The sequence below is a fragment of the Rhodoferax ferrireducens genome (assembly GCF_049302455.1).
Classification (GTDB): Bacteria; Pseudomonadota; Gammaproteobacteria; order Burkholderiales; family Burkholderiaceae_C; genus Rhodoferax; species Rhodoferax ferrireducens_B.
Window position 1 is genome coordinate 1 of sequence record NZ_JBAQMD010000025.1, and the last position, 15,783, is coordinate 15,783.

The 15,783-nt window shown below is 61.5% G+C and carries 14 protein-coding genes and 1 tRNA gene; 4 read left to right on the forward strand and 11 right to left on the reverse strand.

Going from position 1 to position 15,783, the window contains the following annotated elements; genetic code table 11:
* Nucleotides 1–1,155 precede the first annotated feature (1,155 nt).
* From WA157_RS04095 to WA157_RS04105, 3 genes are all read right to left on the reverse strand, one after another.
* Nucleotides 1,156–1,231: transfer RNA gene (locus WA157_RS04095), tRNA-Ala, on the reverse strand.
* Nucleotides 1,232–1,298: 67 nt separating this feature from the next.
* Complete coding sequence (locus WA157_RS04100) at nucleotides 1,299–2,804, reverse strand: CoA-acylating methylmalonate-semialdehyde dehydrogenase (RefSeq protein WP_422619747.1); 1,506 nt, start codon at nucleotides 2,802–2,804, stop codon at nucleotides 1,299–1,301.
* An 11-nt stretch (nucleotides 2,805–2,815) separates the two neighbouring features.
* A complete protein-coding gene (locus WA157_RS04105; RefSeq protein WP_422619748.1) occupies nucleotides 2,816–4,165 on the reverse strand; it encodes an aspartate aminotransferase family protein in 1,350 nt (449 codons plus the stop codon).
* Between the two features lie 145 nt (nucleotides 4,166–4,310).
* Here WA157_RS04105 and WA157_RS04110 point away from each other — a divergent pair, with 145 nt between their 5' ends.
* Nucleotides 4,311–5,264, forward strand: coding sequence for a LysR family transcriptional regulator (locus WA157_RS04110; RefSeq protein WP_422619749.1), 954 nt, complete (start codon nucleotides 4,311–4,313; stop codon nucleotides 5,262–5,264).
* Nucleotides 5,265–5,274: 10 nt separating this feature from the next.
* On the opposite strand, the gene WA157_RS04115 is transcribed toward WA157_RS04110, so the two are convergent.
* The 3 genes from WA157_RS04115 to WA157_RS04125 form a co-directional block, all read right to left on the reverse strand.
* Nucleotides 5,275–5,511: a hypothetical protein gene (locus WA157_RS04115; RefSeq protein ID WP_422619750.1), complete on the reverse strand. Its 237-nt coding sequence runs from the start codon at nucleotides 5,509–5,511 to the stop codon at nucleotides 5,275–5,277.
* Nucleotides 5,512–5,548: 37 nt separating this feature from the next.
* Nucleotides 5,549–5,920, reverse strand: a complete 372-nt coding sequence (locus WA157_RS04120; RefSeq protein ID WP_422619751.1) for a hypothetical protein — start codon at nucleotides 5,918–5,920, stop codon at nucleotides 5,549–5,551.
* A 106-nt stretch (nucleotides 5,921–6,026) separates the two neighbouring features.
* A complete protein-coding gene (locus WA157_RS04125; protein WP_422619752.1) occupies nucleotides 6,027–6,629 on the reverse strand; it encodes a hypothetical protein in 603 nt (200 codons plus the stop codon).
* Between the two features lie 136 nt (nucleotides 6,630–6,765).
* On the opposite strand from WA157_RS04125, the gene WA157_RS04130 reads away from it, so the two are divergent.
* On the forward strand, nucleotides 6,766–8,031 hold the full coding sequence (locus WA157_RS04130; protein ID WP_422619753.1) for an SLC13 family permease: 1,266 nt from the start codon (nucleotides 6,766–6,768) through the stop codon (nucleotides 8,029–8,031).
* Between the two features lie 119 nt (nucleotides 8,032–8,150).
* Here WA157_RS04130 and WA157_RS04135 read toward each other — a convergent pair whose 3' ends face one another.
* The 3 genes from WA157_RS04135 to WA157_RS04145 all read right to left on the reverse strand — a co-directional run bounded on the left by WA157_RS04135 (nucleotide 8,151) and on the right by WA157_RS04145 (nucleotide 13,113).
* A complete protein-coding gene (locus tag WA157_RS04135; protein WP_422619754.1) occupies nucleotides 8,151–8,804 on the reverse strand; it encodes a glycine zipper 2TM domain-containing protein in 654 nt (217 codons plus the stop codon).
* 98 nt (nucleotides 8,805–8,902) lie between these two features.
* Nucleotides 8,903–11,977 (reverse strand): efflux RND transporter permease subunit, encoded by a 3,075-nt coding sequence (locus WA157_RS04140; RefSeq protein ID WP_422619755.1) that lies wholly within the window; start codon nucleotides 11,975–11,977, stop codon nucleotides 8,903–8,905.
* Nucleotides 11,974–13,113 carry an efflux RND transporter periplasmic adaptor subunit gene (locus WA157_RS04145; protein ID WP_422619756.1) on the reverse strand — a complete coding sequence of 380 codons (1,140 nt, stop codon included), beginning with the start codon at nucleotides 13,111–13,113 and terminating at the stop codon, nucleotides 11,974–11,976. The genes WA157_RS04140 and WA157_RS04145 overlap by 4 nt, the downstream gene beginning before the upstream one ends.
* Before the next feature lie 249 nt (nucleotides 13,114–13,362).
* On the opposite strand from WA157_RS04145, the gene WA157_RS04150 reads away from it, so the two are divergent.
* On the forward strand, nucleotides 13,363–13,863 hold the full coding sequence (locus WA157_RS04150; RefSeq protein WP_422619757.1) for a hypothetical protein: 501 nt from the start codon (nucleotides 13,363–13,365) through the stop codon (nucleotides 13,861–13,863).
* Nucleotides 13,864–13,915: 52 nt separating this feature from the next.
* Nucleotides 13,916–14,575: a nitroreductase family protein gene (locus WA157_RS04155; RefSeq protein WP_422619758.1), complete on the forward strand. Its 660-nt coding sequence runs from the start codon at nucleotides 13,916–13,918 to the stop codon at nucleotides 14,573–14,575.
* Nucleotides 14,576–14,592: 17 nt separating this feature from the next.
* On the opposite strand, the gene WA157_RS04160 is transcribed toward WA157_RS04155, so the two are convergent.
* Nucleotides 14,593–14,844, reverse strand: coding sequence for an acyl carrier protein (locus WA157_RS04160; RefSeq protein WP_422619759.1), 252 nt, complete (start codon nucleotides 14,842–14,844; stop codon nucleotides 14,593–14,595).
* The coding region (locus WA157_RS04165; protein WP_422619760.1) for a dihydrolipoamide acetyltransferase family protein at nucleotides 14,841–15,783 on the reverse strand (943 nt) is incomplete at its 5' end. The genes WA157_RS04165 and WA157_RS04160, both read right to left, overlap by 4 nt.

The window sequence follows — 15,783 nt, forward strand, 5'->3', positions numbered from 1 at the left end:
GCACGCCACCGTCTCGAGTGGCGGCTTAGTCCAACGGGATCTTTTGCCTACCGTTCGCGGAACGGCCGCCCCAGTTTTGATTCAGCTCTTTAGCCCGCGACCGCCAGGCAAAAGACTCTCTGCATTAGCGACGAGGCTTGTGTTGTAAGTGGCCATGTAGCGAATTATGGGACTTAACCCTTGAATTTCAACGAATTTTGTGGCAGAAGCCATGAATTTCTGATGGATGCCGCCATAAACAAACAACGAATCAAGTAGGGATCGTTAGCTAGGTTCACCCACATAGCTAAAGATCACCAGAATGCTCAGATAAAAAAACGGCGTCATCTTACGATTAAACACCAGATTGACCTTGCCCCTGTTTTCAGGACTCCTTACGCGGATTACGGTGCCATAACCCGTGCGAACAATTTTGTAACATCCCTCATTCATACTGAACCATGACCCAATGGGGAATCAAATACCATGGAATGGCTGTACGCTGCAAAATTGGGTGGAAACAGAGCGACATCCCTGTCCAAGGTGCAACGGCGCACGGCCTATCGCTTGTTTGATGTTTTTTAAGCAGAAGGCGACCACTCCATTGCTGTTCATTGTCATAAAAATGACAATGGTTATGAAAATAGCAATGGATGACAACGGCATTTCTGTCTTCGGTTTTTAGAAGCTAGAGCTGCGCGTGCCGACTCAGTATTGACGGGGTAGTATCTGAAAATGGGGTTGTTGCCGTTGCGGGTGCCGCTGCGGTCATTGGAATCGTGCTCATATTGCCGACCAACAACTTGCAACCCTTTGCGGTTTGGATTTCTCAGGTTCTATTAGCAACTGCGGGGTAGCAAAAGACAGCCTGGATACTCTTTCGGTTGCGGTTCCCAAATCTTCGTTGGATACGGTATCAAAAATGCTAATCAAGAAGCAATTCTGTACCTGAAATAGCATAAACGTTCCGCTGGGCACAACTCAGTTTGGTTGAATCTGAACGCTCTCCAGCATTCTCAAGCAATAAACTGCTCCTTGAGTGCTTACAAACAAACATTGCCATCTGCCGGTGGGTGGAAGGATAAACGTTCCGCCCTGAAAACGAAGAATAAGTGTTCCGAAGCGGCACGCTTATGCTTCCGGGGACAGCCGAGTCCTTGATTGAAATTTAAGGGATGGTGGACCGAAGGAGGATCGAACTCCTGACCTCTGCATTGCGAACGCAGCGCTCTCCCATCTGAGCTACCGGCCCCACGATAGATCGTTTCAGGCGCACAGCTTAACCGATTTTTGACGACGCGCGCCTGAGCGCCGCCGCACTAGCGATTGGTCGGAAAACTGAAGACCGCCCCCTCACGCACCCCCGCTGAGGGCCAACGCTGGGTGATGGTCTTGCGCTTGGTGTAGAAGCGCACGGCATCCGGCCCGTAAGCTGACAGGTCACCAAACAAGGAGCGCTTCCAGCCGCCAAACGAGTGATACGCCACCGGCACCGGCAGCGGCACGTTGACGCCAACCATGCCGACCAGAATGTGGTCACTGAAGTAGCGGGCCGCTTCGCCGTCGCGGGTAAAGATGCAGGTGCCGTTGCCGTATTCGTGGGCGTTGATCAGGTCCATGCCTTCCTGCAAGGTCTTGACGCGCACGACACCCAGCACCGGGCCAAAGATTTCCTCCTGGTAAATCTTCATGCCAGGCTTGACGTGGTCAAACAGGCAAGCGCCCATGAAGTAGCCGCTCTCATGGCCCGCCACCTTGACATTGCGGCCATCCACCACCAGCGTGGCGCCCTCTTGGACACCCTGGTCCACAAAGCCCTTGACTTTGTCAAGGTGCGCTTTGGTGACCAGCGGTCCCATGTCATTGGCGCTATCGATGCCGGGGCCCACTTTCATTTTCGCGATCTCGGCTTTCAGGCCCGCCAGCACCGCGTCGGCGGTGGCATCGCCCACGGCGACGACCAGCGGAATCGCCATGCAGCGTTCGCCGCACGAGCCGTAAGCCGCGCCCATCAAGGCGTTCACGGCATTGGCGATGTCCGCGTCGGGCATCACCACCGCGTGGTTCTTGGCGCCGCCCAGGGCTTGCACGCGTTTGCCGTGGGCACAACCGGTGGCATAGATGTACTCGGCAATCGGGGTCGAGCCGACAAAGCTGATGGCTTGCACGCGCTTGTCGGTCAAGAGCGCATCCACCGCTTCCTTGTCGCCGTTGACCACATTGAGCACGCCCGGTGGCAGGCCGGCCTGCAGCGCCAGTTCGGCGACCAACAAGGCACTTGAGGGGTCGCGCTCGGACGGTTTGAGCACAAAGGTGTTGCCGCAGGCAATCGCCATCGGCCACATCCACAGCGGCACCATGACGGGAAAGTTGAACGGGGTGATGCCGGCGGTGACGCCCAGCGGCTGGAATTCGCTCCACGAGTCCATGGACGGACCCACATTCTTGCTGTGTTCGCCTTTGAGCAGTTCGGGCGCATAAGAGGCGTATTCGACGTTTTCAATGCCACGCTGCAACTCGCCCATGGAGTCGCTCAGCACCTTGCCGTGCTCGGCGGTGAGCAGGGCGCAGAGTTGCTCGGCGTTGTCTTCCAGCAGTGTTTTGAGCTTGCTCATGACGCGCGCGCGTTTCAGCGGCGGCGTCGCGCGCCAGGCCGGGTAGGCGGCGTGGGCACTGGCAATGGCTTGCTCGACCGTGTGTTTGTCGGCCAGCAGCACGCGTTTTTCAGCCTGACCGGTGGCGGGGTTGAAAACGTCAGCCGAGCGAGTGCCACCCGCGACCAGCTGGCCGTCGATCAGATGTTGGATTAGTGGAAGTTCATTCATAAGAGGCGGTTTCAAGCAGTTTGGTTGATGGTTTCGCCCAGCGCATTGACCAGGCTGTCAAGCTGGGCTGGGGTCGAGATGAAAGGCGGGGCCAGTTGAATGGTATCGCCGCCGTAGCGCACATAAAAGCCCTTTTTCAGCATCGCCATGGCAATTTCGAACGGTCGCTTGGCAGGCTCGCCCGGCAAAGCATCGATGGTGAAGCCCGCGGCCAGCCCGTAGTTGCGGATGTCGGTGATGTGGCGGGCGCCTTTGAGGCTGTGCACCGCGTTCTCGAAATGGGGTGTCAATGCCTTGACCTTGTCGATCATGTTTTCTTTCACCAGAATATCGAGCGTGGCCAGTGCCGCTGCGCACGCCACCGGATGCGCCGAGTAGGTGTAGCCGTGGGCAAACTCCAGCATGTAGTCGGGCCCGCCCGCCGCCATGAAGGTGTCGTAGATTTCTTTTTTGGCCAGCACCGCGCCGATCGGTTGCGCGCCGTTGCTGATCTGCTTGGCCACATTCATGATGTCAGGCGTCACGCCAAAGGCTTCGGCGCCGGTGTAGGCGCCCGCGCGGCCAAATCCGGTGATGACTTCATCAAAAATCAGCAGGATGTTGTTGGCGGTGCAGATCTCACGCAGGCGCTGCAAATAACCTTTGGGCGGAATGATGACGCCAGCCGAGCCCGAGAACGGTTCGACGATCACGGCGGCAATGTTGCTGGCGTCGTGCAGCGCGATCAGGTTCAGCAGATCATCGGCCAACTCGGCGCCCTTGTCCGGCATGCCGCGTGAGAACGCATTGCCGGCCAACTGGGTGTGGGGCAGATGATCGGCCTCGATGCCTTGGCCAAACATCTTGCGCGTGCCGCCGATGCCGCCGACCGAAACACCGCCGAAGTTGACGCCGTGGTAGCCTTTTTCGCGCCCGATCAGGCGCGTCTTGGTGGCCTGACCTTTGGCACGCCAGTAGGCACGGGCCATTTTGAGCGAGGTGTCGGCCGACTCGGAGCCCGATCCGGTAAAAAACACATAGTCGAGCCCGGCCGGGGTCAACTCCTTGAGCTTGTTGGCGAGCGCAAACGACAGCGGGTGACCAAACTGGAAGGCGGGTGAGTAGTCCATCGTCGCCATCTGTTGGCTCACCGCTTCGGTGATCTCGCTGCGCCCGTGTCCCAGGCCGCAGCACCACAGACCCGAGAGTCCGTCAAAAATGGGCTTGCCATGGCTGTCGGTGTAATAGCAGCCTTTGGCGCTGGCCATCATGCGCGGGTTGGCCTTGAATTCACGGTTGCCGCTAAAAGGCATCCAGTGGGCATCGAGCCAGGCCGCATCAAGGCGGGGGGTGGCCAGGGTTTGAGCGTCGTTCATCTTCATGGTGTTTCCTGGTGAGCGGGACAGCGCTGGCGGCAGGGGCGCCAGAATCTATCCCGCCAAGTTTTGGAAGAAGCGGTAGTTGGCGATTCTGAACCGCTCTGTTACTCTTGTAATTGTCTAAGTATCACTACCAAGTGGGTAATCTATGCAAGTAAAGAGCCGGGCCGCGCTGGGCCAGTTGAGCGATATGGACATTCGCCTGCTGCGCGTGTTCAAAAGTGTGGCCGAGTGTGGCGGCATGGCCGCGGCCGAGCTGGATCTCAACATCGGCGTCTCGACGGTGAGTCGCCATATCAAGGACCTGGAAACCCGCCTCGGGCTCACCTTGTGTCGGCGCGGCCGGGCCGGCTTTGCGCTGACCGCGGAGGGTGAACAAATCTATGCCGAGACGCTACGCCTGCTGGCCGGGGTGGACGCGTTTCGCAGCCGCGTGGACGAAATCCACCAGCGCATGGGCGGCGAGCTGCACATTGCGGTCTTTGACAAGACGGCCAGCAACCCCGCAGCGCATATCAGTTCAGCCATCGCGCGCTTTGCCGAGCGGGCGCCCGATGTGAGTCTGCACCTGCATGTGGCGCCGCTCAACACGATTGAGCGTGGCGTGCTCGATGGGCAGTTCCAGGTCGGTGTCATTCCGGGGCACCGCAGCTCGGATACGCTGACGTATGACGAGCTGTTTACCGAGACCATGTTTTTGTACTGCGGCGCGCAACATGCCCTGTTCCCGGACGGTCAAGCCGTGCAGGAGCCCGCTGACTGGGACGCGCTGCGCAAGCATGCCTTTGCCGGTCTGGGCTACCACTCGCCCAACATGGAAATCAGCCAGCGGGTGCACCTGGTGCGCAAGGCCACCGGCTACGACCAGGAGTCCATCGCCACGCTCATTCTGTCCGGCAATTACCTGGGGTTTCTGCCCGATCATTACGCCGACGGTTTTGTGCGCAACGGGCAGATGCGCGCGGTCAAGCCCGCCTTGTTTCGCTACAGCTGCAGCTTTTTCAGCATCGTGCGCGCCTCACCGCAGCCGTCGCGCGTGAGTCGCGCGTTTCGGGACTGCCTGCTGGCAGCACACAGGGGCGTCAGCGCTGGCACGGGCTGACGGGGCCAGGTCAATCGCTGTTGTTGGGGGTGCGGGCTTGCGCCTGGGCGGCTTTTTTGGCTTTTTTGACGTTGCGGACAATGTTGGCCGCGGCCACCAGGTTCACCAAGCCGACGATGATGGCGGGCCAGAGGGGCAGGGGCTGTTGCGTGACCAAACCATACAAAAGCAGGCCGCCCAGGGTGACGCCACCGAGCAAGATGCCGAGCATGTCACCCTTGATAAAACCGACTTGCTTGTGAATCAAAGCCAAATTCTCCAGGTCAGATGAAAAGCAGAATTTACTATGCCGCCTGACGCCCAAGCAGCTTGCCGTGCGGCAGCGTCGCCAACCGCGTGAACATGCGCCGACAGTAGCCTTCGACACGCAGGCATTTGTTGATCTCATCGACCGGCAGCGGGCCGGAGACCACCACGATGTCGTTGGCGCTGTCGAGTGAGCCGGCCGCGCGCAGCCGCCGCCGCGCCGTGGTCGCCCAGGAATGAATCCGCGCCGGGTTGCCATGCTCGTGCAGCGCGCCGGTGCTGGCGTCAAATGCGATGGCCACGGTGTCGGTACGGAGTCGCAGCCGGTGCTCACCGGTGACCTTGCTTGCCGGGCTGCTGAGGTCGTACAAATGGTAGTTGCCCTCTTTGAGTTGGTACTGCAATGTCATCGGATCTCCTGGAATTTGGTGGTTTTTGGCGATTATGGGCCTGCCAGCGGCTCAGCCATCGCGGAAAAAGGGCCCAAAAGCAGGCTTGTTTGACGGCCGCAGCCCATTATTTGCGCTCGGGTGGCTGTTTGTCGCCCAGTCCGACGCGGAATCGTTCCAGCTTGGCCTCATAGTCTTGCGCCTCGCCGTAGCCCAGAAAGCGGGCATAGCGTGAATGGGCGCCCAGCATCTTGCGCGCATGTTTGATCGGACAAAAATACTCTTCCGTGCGCCCGACGATCTCGCCGACATAGGCGATCAGGCCGTTGCCATAGGCGCAGTAAGTGCAATGAAACTTCTCAATGAAGTTGAGGTAGCCCAGCTGCTGGCGGTCGAACACGATGTAGTCGCCACGGCGCACCTTGGTGATGCCGTAGATCGGAAAACAGGTGGCCTGGTAAAAGCTCACACACAGGTCCAGCATGACCATCGGCACGATCATGCTGTAGATGATGGGCCCGGTGATCAGGTTTTGCGGCCGGTTTGTCACCAGCCAGCGGAAAAAGCTGGTTTTGAGCTGGCGATGCGCCTGGCGGACGGCGGCCTCGAACTCGACCCGCTTGCCCTTGATCTTGTACAGGGCGCTGGCTTCCTGCGCCTGCACCTCACGCCGCAAATCGTCTTCAAGCGCGCTCATCTGGTCGAGTAACTGGCGGATTTTTTCATTCATGGTCCAGGCATTGGAACATCAACGCAGCTTGGCCTCATGGACAATCCGGGTTTAACCCAATCAATCCGTTGCGTATCGTGCTGCCCAATTTGACGCTGACTTTCAACCCGCTTCATTCGCCTGACTGGGCTGAATCATGATGCTCGGCCACGGCGCGCCTGATTGGGGTGTGGTCGCGATCTTTGTCACGGTCTACCTCGGCATGATTCTGGGTGGCCTGCCGCGCCTGAAGCTCGACCGCTCGGGTGTGGCCTTGCTGGGGGCGATTGGCGTCATCGGCCTGGGGGTGATGACTACCGGGCAGGCCGCGCAAGCGGTGGACTGGCCGACCGTTCTGCTGCTGTTTTCTTTTATGGTGCTGTCGGCGCAGATGCGCCTGGGCGGCTTTTACACCACGGTGACGCACCGGGTGGCAGCCCTGCCACTCGGGCGCAGTGGCCTGCTGGCCGCACTGATTGCCGTGGCGGCGGCGCTGTCGGCCGTGTTTTCCAATGACATCGTGTGTTTGGCCATGACCCCGGTGGTGGCGCGCCTGTGCCTGCAGCGGCGCCTGGACCCGGTACCGTTCTTGCTGGGCCTGGCCTGCGCCGCCAATATCGGCTCCGCCGCGACGCTGATCGGCAACCCCCAAAACATGTTGATCGGCTCGGTGCTGCAGCTGCCCTTCGGCGCCTACGTGCGCCAGGCCTTGCCGCCCGTGTTCATGAGCCTGGCGGTGCTGTGGGTCTGGTTGGTGTGGGGGCCGCAGGCGCGGGTGGCAAGTTTGCCCAAGGCGGCGTTGGCGCCTGTTGGCGTTGTCGAGCTCAGGGCGGAGCCGCCGCTGGACACCTGGCAATCCATCAAGGGCCTGGTTGTTGCCGCGGCGCTGCTGCTGGTTTTTCTGTTCACCGACTGGCCGCGTGAGGTCGCGGCTCTGGTCGGCGCCGGTGTGCTGCTGCTGAGTCGGCGCTTTCATTCCTCACACGTCATGGGGCTGGTTGACTGGGATGTGCTGGTGCTGTTCATGGGCCTGTTCGTGGTCAACCATGCGTTCGAATCCACCGGTCTGGCCGCGCAAGCGGTCGCCTGGCTGGGTGCGCGAGGCGTGCACCTGGCTGATCCCGGCCCGCTGTTCGTGGCTGGCGTGGGCTTGTCGAACCTGCTGTCGAATGTGCCGGCCGTCATGCTGCTGCTGCCCCACCTCAAGGGTATGGAGGCCGGCGTCACACTGGCGCTGGTGAGCACCCTGGCGGGCAACCTGCTGCTGGTCGGCTCGATTGCCAACCTGATCGTGGTCGATCTGGCGCAACGCAGTGGTGTGATCATCGACTGGAGGGCCCATGCCCGGGTTGGCGTTCCGGTGACGCTGATGACGCTCGCGATTGTCTGGCTCTGGCGGTCGGGAGTATTGACCGTCGGATAGGTTTTTCAAGCAGTCCGGCGCGCCTGCGGCATGGCAACTCAGATGCTACGTTTATTATAGCGCATAACGCTTATTTGACGGGGGCTGCAGGCCAATTTGGCATAAATATCCGGCTGGCCTCAGCGCCAGTGCCGCCGACCGCCATGACCGCCGCGGTAGCCAAAATCAAACTCGATCCCCACCGGTGGGTAATAGGGCCGGGCGTAATACCCGGTATAGGCGGGGGGCATGAGCACCACGTTGGCAGGCGGCCCATAGGATGGCTGGACATAGCTGGTCGTAGTTGCAGGTTCCTGCCATTGGGTGCCCGCGCCGACGGGTGTAATTTGCAACTCAATGGTGGGCCCCGGGTCGTTCGGCATTTGGACAGAATACTGTTTACCGCCAAATTCATACACCACGTTGTAGGCCACGGGCCGGTTCTCAAAAAAGGTCTGCATCGCACAACGTTGCACGTTTTGAAACTCTGCTGCCGGTGCCCCTTCGATCCGGTCGCCAAGCACGGCGCCACCGAAAATGCCGAGCATGGTGGCCGCTGCTTTGCCGCCGCCCCCACCCACGGCGTTCCCCATGGCGCCCCCGGCAATGGCGCCCATGACGGCGCCGGCGCCCGATTTGGCGGGCTGCACCGCCACCTGCTCGGTGCTGCACACCTGACGCGGGATGCCGACCTGTTGCATGACGGGTGTGGCGGAAATGACATGGCCCACCTCCTGCGCCAGACTCAGCCCACTGCCGACCATGGCTGCAGACCATAAAAGTAGTTTTTTCATGATGTTTGCTCTGTCGTTGTCTGATCAAGGTAAATCAAAACAAGTTGGAATGCATTTCCTGGTTGAAGTTCCATGGAGAAGCGCAACGCCTGCTTGCCTCAGGATTCTGCTGTGAGCACCGGCCCCGTGCCGCTAAAACGATCCAGCGCGAGGTAGATCACCGGCGTGATAAAGAGCGTGATGGCTTGTGAGAACACCAGCCCGCCCACGACCGCCAGGCCCAGCGGCTGACGCAACTCGGCCCCGGCGCCAAGGCCCAGGGCAATCGGCAGCGCGCCCATCAGGGCCGCCATGGTGGTCATCATGATGGGGCGAAAACGCAGGATGCAGGCCTCCCGAATCGCCTGCTCCGCCGCCATGCCCTGATGGCGCTGCGCGTCGAGGGCAAAGTCGATCATCATGATGGCGTTTTTCTTCACGATACCCACCAGCATCACGATCCCGATGGTGGCAATCAAGGTCAGGTCTTGTCCGAACAGCATCAAGGTGACCAAGGCCCCGACGGCTGCCGAGGGCAAACCGGCAATGATCGTGATCGGATGGATATAACTCTCATAGAGCACCCCCAGCAGCACGTAGATGACCAGCAAGGCGGCAATGATCAGCACCAACTGGCTGCCTTGTGAACTTTTGAAAACCGCGGCGTCGCCACCGTAGCTCGTGATGATGGACGAGGGCATCTGGATCGCCGCGCGCGCGGCATCAATTTTGGCCGTGGCCGCCCCCAGCGCCGCACCGGGCGCCAGATTGAACGACACCGTGACGGCTTGCAACTGACCCACATGGTTGATGGAGGTCGGCCCCAAGGTGCGCTCGACCGTGGTGAAGTTGGAGATCGGCACCAAGGCGCCCGTGTTCGAGCGTACGTAAATGCCGCCCAGCGCGCGTTCGTCTTCCTTGGCGTCGGCTTGCACCTCCATGATCACCTGGTAGCTGTCGGTGGGCAGGTAAATGGTGGAGACCTGGCGCTCCCCAAATGCGCTGTACAGCGCGGTGCGGATGCCATCAATTGAAACGCCGAGCTTGTTGGCGCTGTCGCGGTCAATCTTGAGCTGCGCCTGCAAGCCACGCAACTGCGCGTCACTCGTCACATCGCGAAACAGGGGGTCGGCGCTCAGACTGTCTTGCAGCTTGCTGGCCCAGCTGTTGAGTTCATCGGCCCGGACACTCTGCAAAATGTATTGGTACTGGGCCTTGCTCGGGCGACCGCCCAACTGCAGATTTTGCACCGGGCGCATGAAGACGCTGATGCCGGCCACCTCGCGCAATTTGCGGCGCAAGCCTTCAACCACTTTTTTCATGGCCTGGCGCTGGTTGCCTGGTTTCAAGGCAATAAACATGCGCCCCGAATTCTGCGCACCCGAGCCGCCATTGAAGGAGCTCACAGCGGCCACGTTGGGATCCAGGCGGATGATGGCTGCGGCACGCTCCTGCAAGCGCACCATCTCCGGGAACGAGGTGTCTTCAGACGCCTCGGTGGAAACCTGGATTTGCCCGATGTCTTCCTCCGGAAAGAAGCCCTTGGGAATGATGTTGGCGAGCCACACCGTGCCCACCAGCGTCGCCAGTGCCAGCAGCAGCACGAGGGTTCGATGGCCCAGCGCGATGTCAAGCAAGCGGGTGTAGCCGGCCAGCAAACGATCAAAGCCACGCGCAAACGAGCGCACCACGGCACCGGGTGGTTTTTTGTGCGCCTCGTCGGTCAGAAAGCGGCTGGCCAGCATCGGCACCAGGGTGAGCGACACAAAGGCCGAGACGATGATCGCCAATCCCACCACCACGGCAAATTCGTGAAACAAAAGGCCGATCACGCCAGGCATGAAGAAAATCGGAATAAACACCGCGATCAGGGAGGTGGAGATTGAAATAATCGTAAACCCGACTTCACGCGCGCCCTTCAGGGCGGCTGGAAATGGCGCCTCGCCGTTCTCGACGTGGCGCATGATGTTCTCCAGCACCACAATCGCATCGTCCACCACCAGACCCACCGCCAGCGTCAGGCCCAGCAACGAGATGTTGTCGAGGCTGTAAGAAAAGCCCCACAGCAGCGCCACCGCGCCCACCAATGACACCGGCAGCGACAACATCGGGATCATGGTCGCCACAAAGCGGCGCAAAAAAAGAAAAATCACCAGCACCACCAGCGCAATCGTGCCCAGCAGCGTGAGGGACACGTCATGCAAGGCCTCGCGCACCGAGACCGAGCGATCCAAAAAGGGCACCAATTTGACCGATTGCGGCATCTGGCTCTGCAAATTGGGCAAGGCCTGCCGAATGGCGTCCACCACGCGCACCGTGTTGGCGCCGGGTTGGCGCTGCACCGCCAGCGTGATCGAGTTTTCTCCGTTGAAGGTGGCCCAGCTCTTGAGCGTTTCCAGAGAGTCTTCCACCTGCGCCACATCTTTGAGCCGTACCGGACTGCCGCCGCGCGTGCTGACAATCAACTCAGCAAAATCAGCCGCATTCTGGAGTTGCCGATTGGCCTGCAGCATCAGCGTCTGGCGCGGGCCGTCGAGTGTGCCAACGGGGGTATTCACATTGGCGGCACGCAAGGCGGTGCTCAATTCATCGAGCCCGATGTTGCGCAGTGCCAGCGCCTCGGGGCGCACGCTCACGCGCACGGCGTAGCGTTTGGAGCCATAAACATTGACCTGCGCGACGCCATCGATGGTCGACAAGGTGGGTGAGATCAAATGCTCGGCAAAATCCTGCAGATCGGACGGGGCCAGCGACGGCGATGTCATGGAAAGCAGCAGCACCGGCGCATCGGCCGGATTGACTTTGCGGTAGGCCGGCGTTGCCGTCATGTCCTGCGGCAGCGAACGCTGCGCACGCAGCAGCGCGGCCTGCACATCAACCGCTGCCGCATCCACATTGCGGCCCTCGTCAAACTCCAGCGTCAGCGAGGTGCGCCCCAGCGTGCTGGTCGAGCTGATGGTTTTGAGCCCCGGCACGGTCTGAAACTGCTTTTCCAGCGGCAACGCCACGGAGCTGGCCATGGTTTCGGGATTGGCCCCGGCCAAAGCCGCAAATACATTGATCACGGGCGTGTCGTAGCTGGGCAGTGCCGCCACCGGGATGCTCCGGAAACCGATCACCCCGGCCAACACGATGGCCAGATTGAGCAGCACCGTCATCACCGGGCGGCGGATAAAAAGTTCGGAAAAATTCATGACGCGCGCGCCTGCTCAAGCACCGGTGAGTTGGGGCGCAGATTCTGTTTGCCATCGAGCACAATCGACTCGCCCGCCTTGACCCCGGTGACGGCGGCGTCATCGCCTTGGGCCAGCACAACCCGTACCGGGCGCAGGACGGCTTTGCCAGCCTCCACCACATAGACCATCGTGCCACGAGCGTTCGGAATGATGGTCGCTTGCGGTATCACGACCGCGTCCTTGAGGGTGTTGACGGTCTGTGAGATGTCAACAAAAGCGCCCGGCCACAACTTGCCGTCCGGGTTGGCAAAAACAGCCTTCACTTTGACCGAGCCGGAACTGGGATCGACGGCGTTATCCACAAACTTCAGATGTCCCACAAAGCTGGCACCCCCATCCGCAATGGTCGCTTTCACCGCCGCGCCCCCATTCTTCAGCGCCGCCAGGGTATCTGCGAGCGTGCGCTGGGGCAGATTGAAGCCCACCGCAATCGGGTCAAGCTGGGTGACGGTGACCAGGCTGGTCAAGTTGGCCTGCACCACGCTGCCCTGGGAGACATTGACTGCGCCGGCCCGCCCCGCGTTGGGCGCGCTGATGCGGGCGTAGGAGACCGCCACTCGGGCCGCCTCGATGGCAGCCTGGTCAGCCACCACCGACGCCGCCATGGAGTCCAACTGCGCTTGTGCGGTATCGACGGCGCCTTGTGAAATAAAGTTTTGTGAATACAGTTGTTGGGCACGTGCCAGTTGACGCTGGGCGTCCGCGCGAAGCGCGTTGTCTTTGGCCAGCTGGGCACGGGCTTTGGCCAGGTTTGCTTCATCGGTGCGCGAATCCAGTGTGAACAGCAGCTCGCCTGCTTTGACAAATTGCCCGTCCTGGATATGAATCTTGCTCACAACGCTGGTGACCTGGGATTTGATGTCCACGCTGGCCAAGGCCATGACGGTGCCGGTGGCGTTGTGCAGCACAGGCAAATCCCGCTGTTGGGCGCGCACGGTGGTGATCGTGACCGCGGGCAGTGCGGCTGCCGAAGCCTTGGCTGGCGCACTGCTGGAGGCCGCCGGCGCTGGCGCATCGGTCTTGGCAGTGCAGCCGCCCAAACCGAGCGCCAACAGGCCACCGGTCAGGGTCAAAAAAAAGTGTCTGGCGTTCATGCGGGTTATCACGGCTGGGCTTTGCTGAGGGGGGGCTATCGGAGCGCCATGATAAGGCTTGCCAAACATCCTTCACTGGCTGGCCTCTGTTCAAGTCATTGGTGCGCAGTATGGTTGCCTGGTTTGAGAAAAAACAAGGCGTCAGGAGGCATCTTGCCTAGACTGGGTTCACGCGGTGGCTGGGCCGCCTGCGTGTCCGGACCCTGTCGGCAGGCAGGAAATTGGCAAAACTTCATTTTGGAGTGACCCATGAAAATCACGCGATTATTGGCGGCACTGCCGGTGCTCATGCTGGCTTTGGTCGCCTGCACCACCACCGGGTTTGGCGCCGGTCAGTTGGCGGGCCCCGGCGCGCAGGAGGAACCCGTTACCTTCAGTTGGAGCAGCACGGACGGCGGCATGTCGGGCGCAATGACCGCGGCGCTGCCCAACGTGAGCTACCAGGGCCGGTTCTTTCAAATCACCCAGCAGACGCGGGGTGAAATGTTGACACCCTTGTGGACACATTGGCATCGCGGCTGGTACGACTGGCCGTACTGGAGCGGTCCGGGATCGCCGCCGTACCCGGCCACCCAGTTCATCACCTTTTACTCCGGCAAGGTGGTGGCGACCCTGGAGTCGCCGGGCAACCAGCGCATGCGTTGCCGCTTTCACCTGGTTGAGCCCGTCCGCGGCATGTCCGGTGGTGGCGAGGGACAGTGCCAGCTCTCTGATGGCCGGCTGGTGCGGGCGACTTTCCCGGGGAAATAGCGGAGACAAGCCCGCGATGGGCGCAAGCCAATGAGGAGGCGATGAGAAAGAAATGAACACACTGACCAAGATGGCGCTCGGCCTGATCGGGCAACTCAAACCCCAGCCTGCCGTCGGCGATGCGGCCAGCACCACCTACCTGCCGGCGGCCAACACCACGGGCGGATTGCCGCTGATGCAGGCGCTGGCGCAGCGGCAGTCGCAACGCGAGTTCGACCCCGCACCGCTGCCGCTGCAGATGCTGTCCGATCTGCTGTGGGCGGCGGCCGGCATCAACCGTCCCGAGTTGGCGGGCCGCACGGCGCCCAGCGCCATGAATGCCCAGGAAGTGGATGTCTACGTGGCCCTGCCCGAAGGCCTGTACCGCTACGCCGCGCCAACCCAGACGCTGCATCTGGTGAGCGCCACCGATGTGCGCCGTGTCACCGGCTACCAGGACTTTGTCGACACGGCGCCGCTTGACCTGGTGTTGGTGGCCGACCACGCGCGCATGAAGCTGGTACCCGCGGCGCAGCGCGAGGCCTTTGCCTTTGCCGCCGCCGGTGCCATGGCGCAAAACGTTTATCTGTATTGCGCATCAAGCGGTCTGGCCACCGTCATTCGCGCCTGGCTGGATCGTGACGCGCTGGCGCAAGCCATGGGGCTGACCAATGACCAGCAGGTGCTGTTGTCACAAACGGTGGGGCGGCCAAAGAGAGAGGTGACGCCCTGAGCGCCGCTGGACTGATCTCACCCCAGCCGCGCTTGCAGGTAGTCCACCACGTCATTGAGACAAACCAGCCCCGCATAGTCTGATTCCGGGATGGTCACCCCGAAGCGTTCATGCAGGCTCAGCAGAAAGTTGAGCCAGTCCATAGAGTCCAGATCCACCTGCTGGCGCAAGGGGCGCTCGGGCGCCAGTGTCCCGGGCTCCACTTCCGGCGCGATGGCGCGCAGCAATGTCACCACAATTGCCATCAGTGCGGCTCGGTCGGTGCTCATGTCGTGTCTCCCGGCTGGATTGGGGTTGGGCTGCTGGCGCCAGCCAGTGTTTGCGGCTGCTGCAACAGCTCACGCAGCTCCGCCAGAAACAAGGCGCCACGGTGCCCGTCCGAGGCGCGGTGATCGGCGGCCAGCGTCGCGCACAGCAAGGGCAGCGCGCGCACTTTGCCGCCCTCAACCCAGGGGCGAACATCGATGCCGCCCAAGCCCACCAGGGCCACCTGCGGCGGGTAGATGACGCCGAACACCGATTGCACACTCTGCTCGCCCAGATTGGTAATGGTGATGGTGGGGTCGATCATCTCGGAGCTGCGCAGCGAACCGGCGCGTGCACGTTTGACCAGATCCGCCAGTTCTCGCATCAACTGCGCCAGTGGCTTGGCGCCGACGTCATGCAGCGCCGGCGCCACCAGCCCGCCGCCGCGCAGCGAAATCGCCACGCCTGCATGCACGGCCACGCTGGGTTCGAACTGTCCGCCGCGGTAAAAACCGTTGAGTTCCGGTGTGCGCTGCAGAGCCGCGGCCACCGCCTTGAGCAAGAGCGCAGCGGTGAGGATGCGCTCGGTCATCGGCAGGCCTTCATTGCGCTGGCGCAGCCAGTCCAGGGCCCGGGTCATCGGGATCGTCTCGGACAGGTAGTAGTGCGGAATCTCGCGCTTGGAGCGGCTCATGGCGGCTGCAATTGCCTGGCGCATGGCCTTCTGACGATCGCTTGCCAGCGCCGCAGAAGGGGCTGCGCCCGGCGCCGGCGCCGCGTGCGCCGCCGCCTCAATGTCAGCCAGCGTGACCGATCCCTGCGCACCGGTGCCGGGCACGCTGTCGGGGTCAACGCCAAGCTCCTTCGCACGCCGGCGCGCGGCAGGCGAAACAGGAGGGCGGGTTGTCGCCGGGAGCTTGTCGGGTTCAGGCGCGCGCTGCGTGACAGGCGCCGGCCTGGCC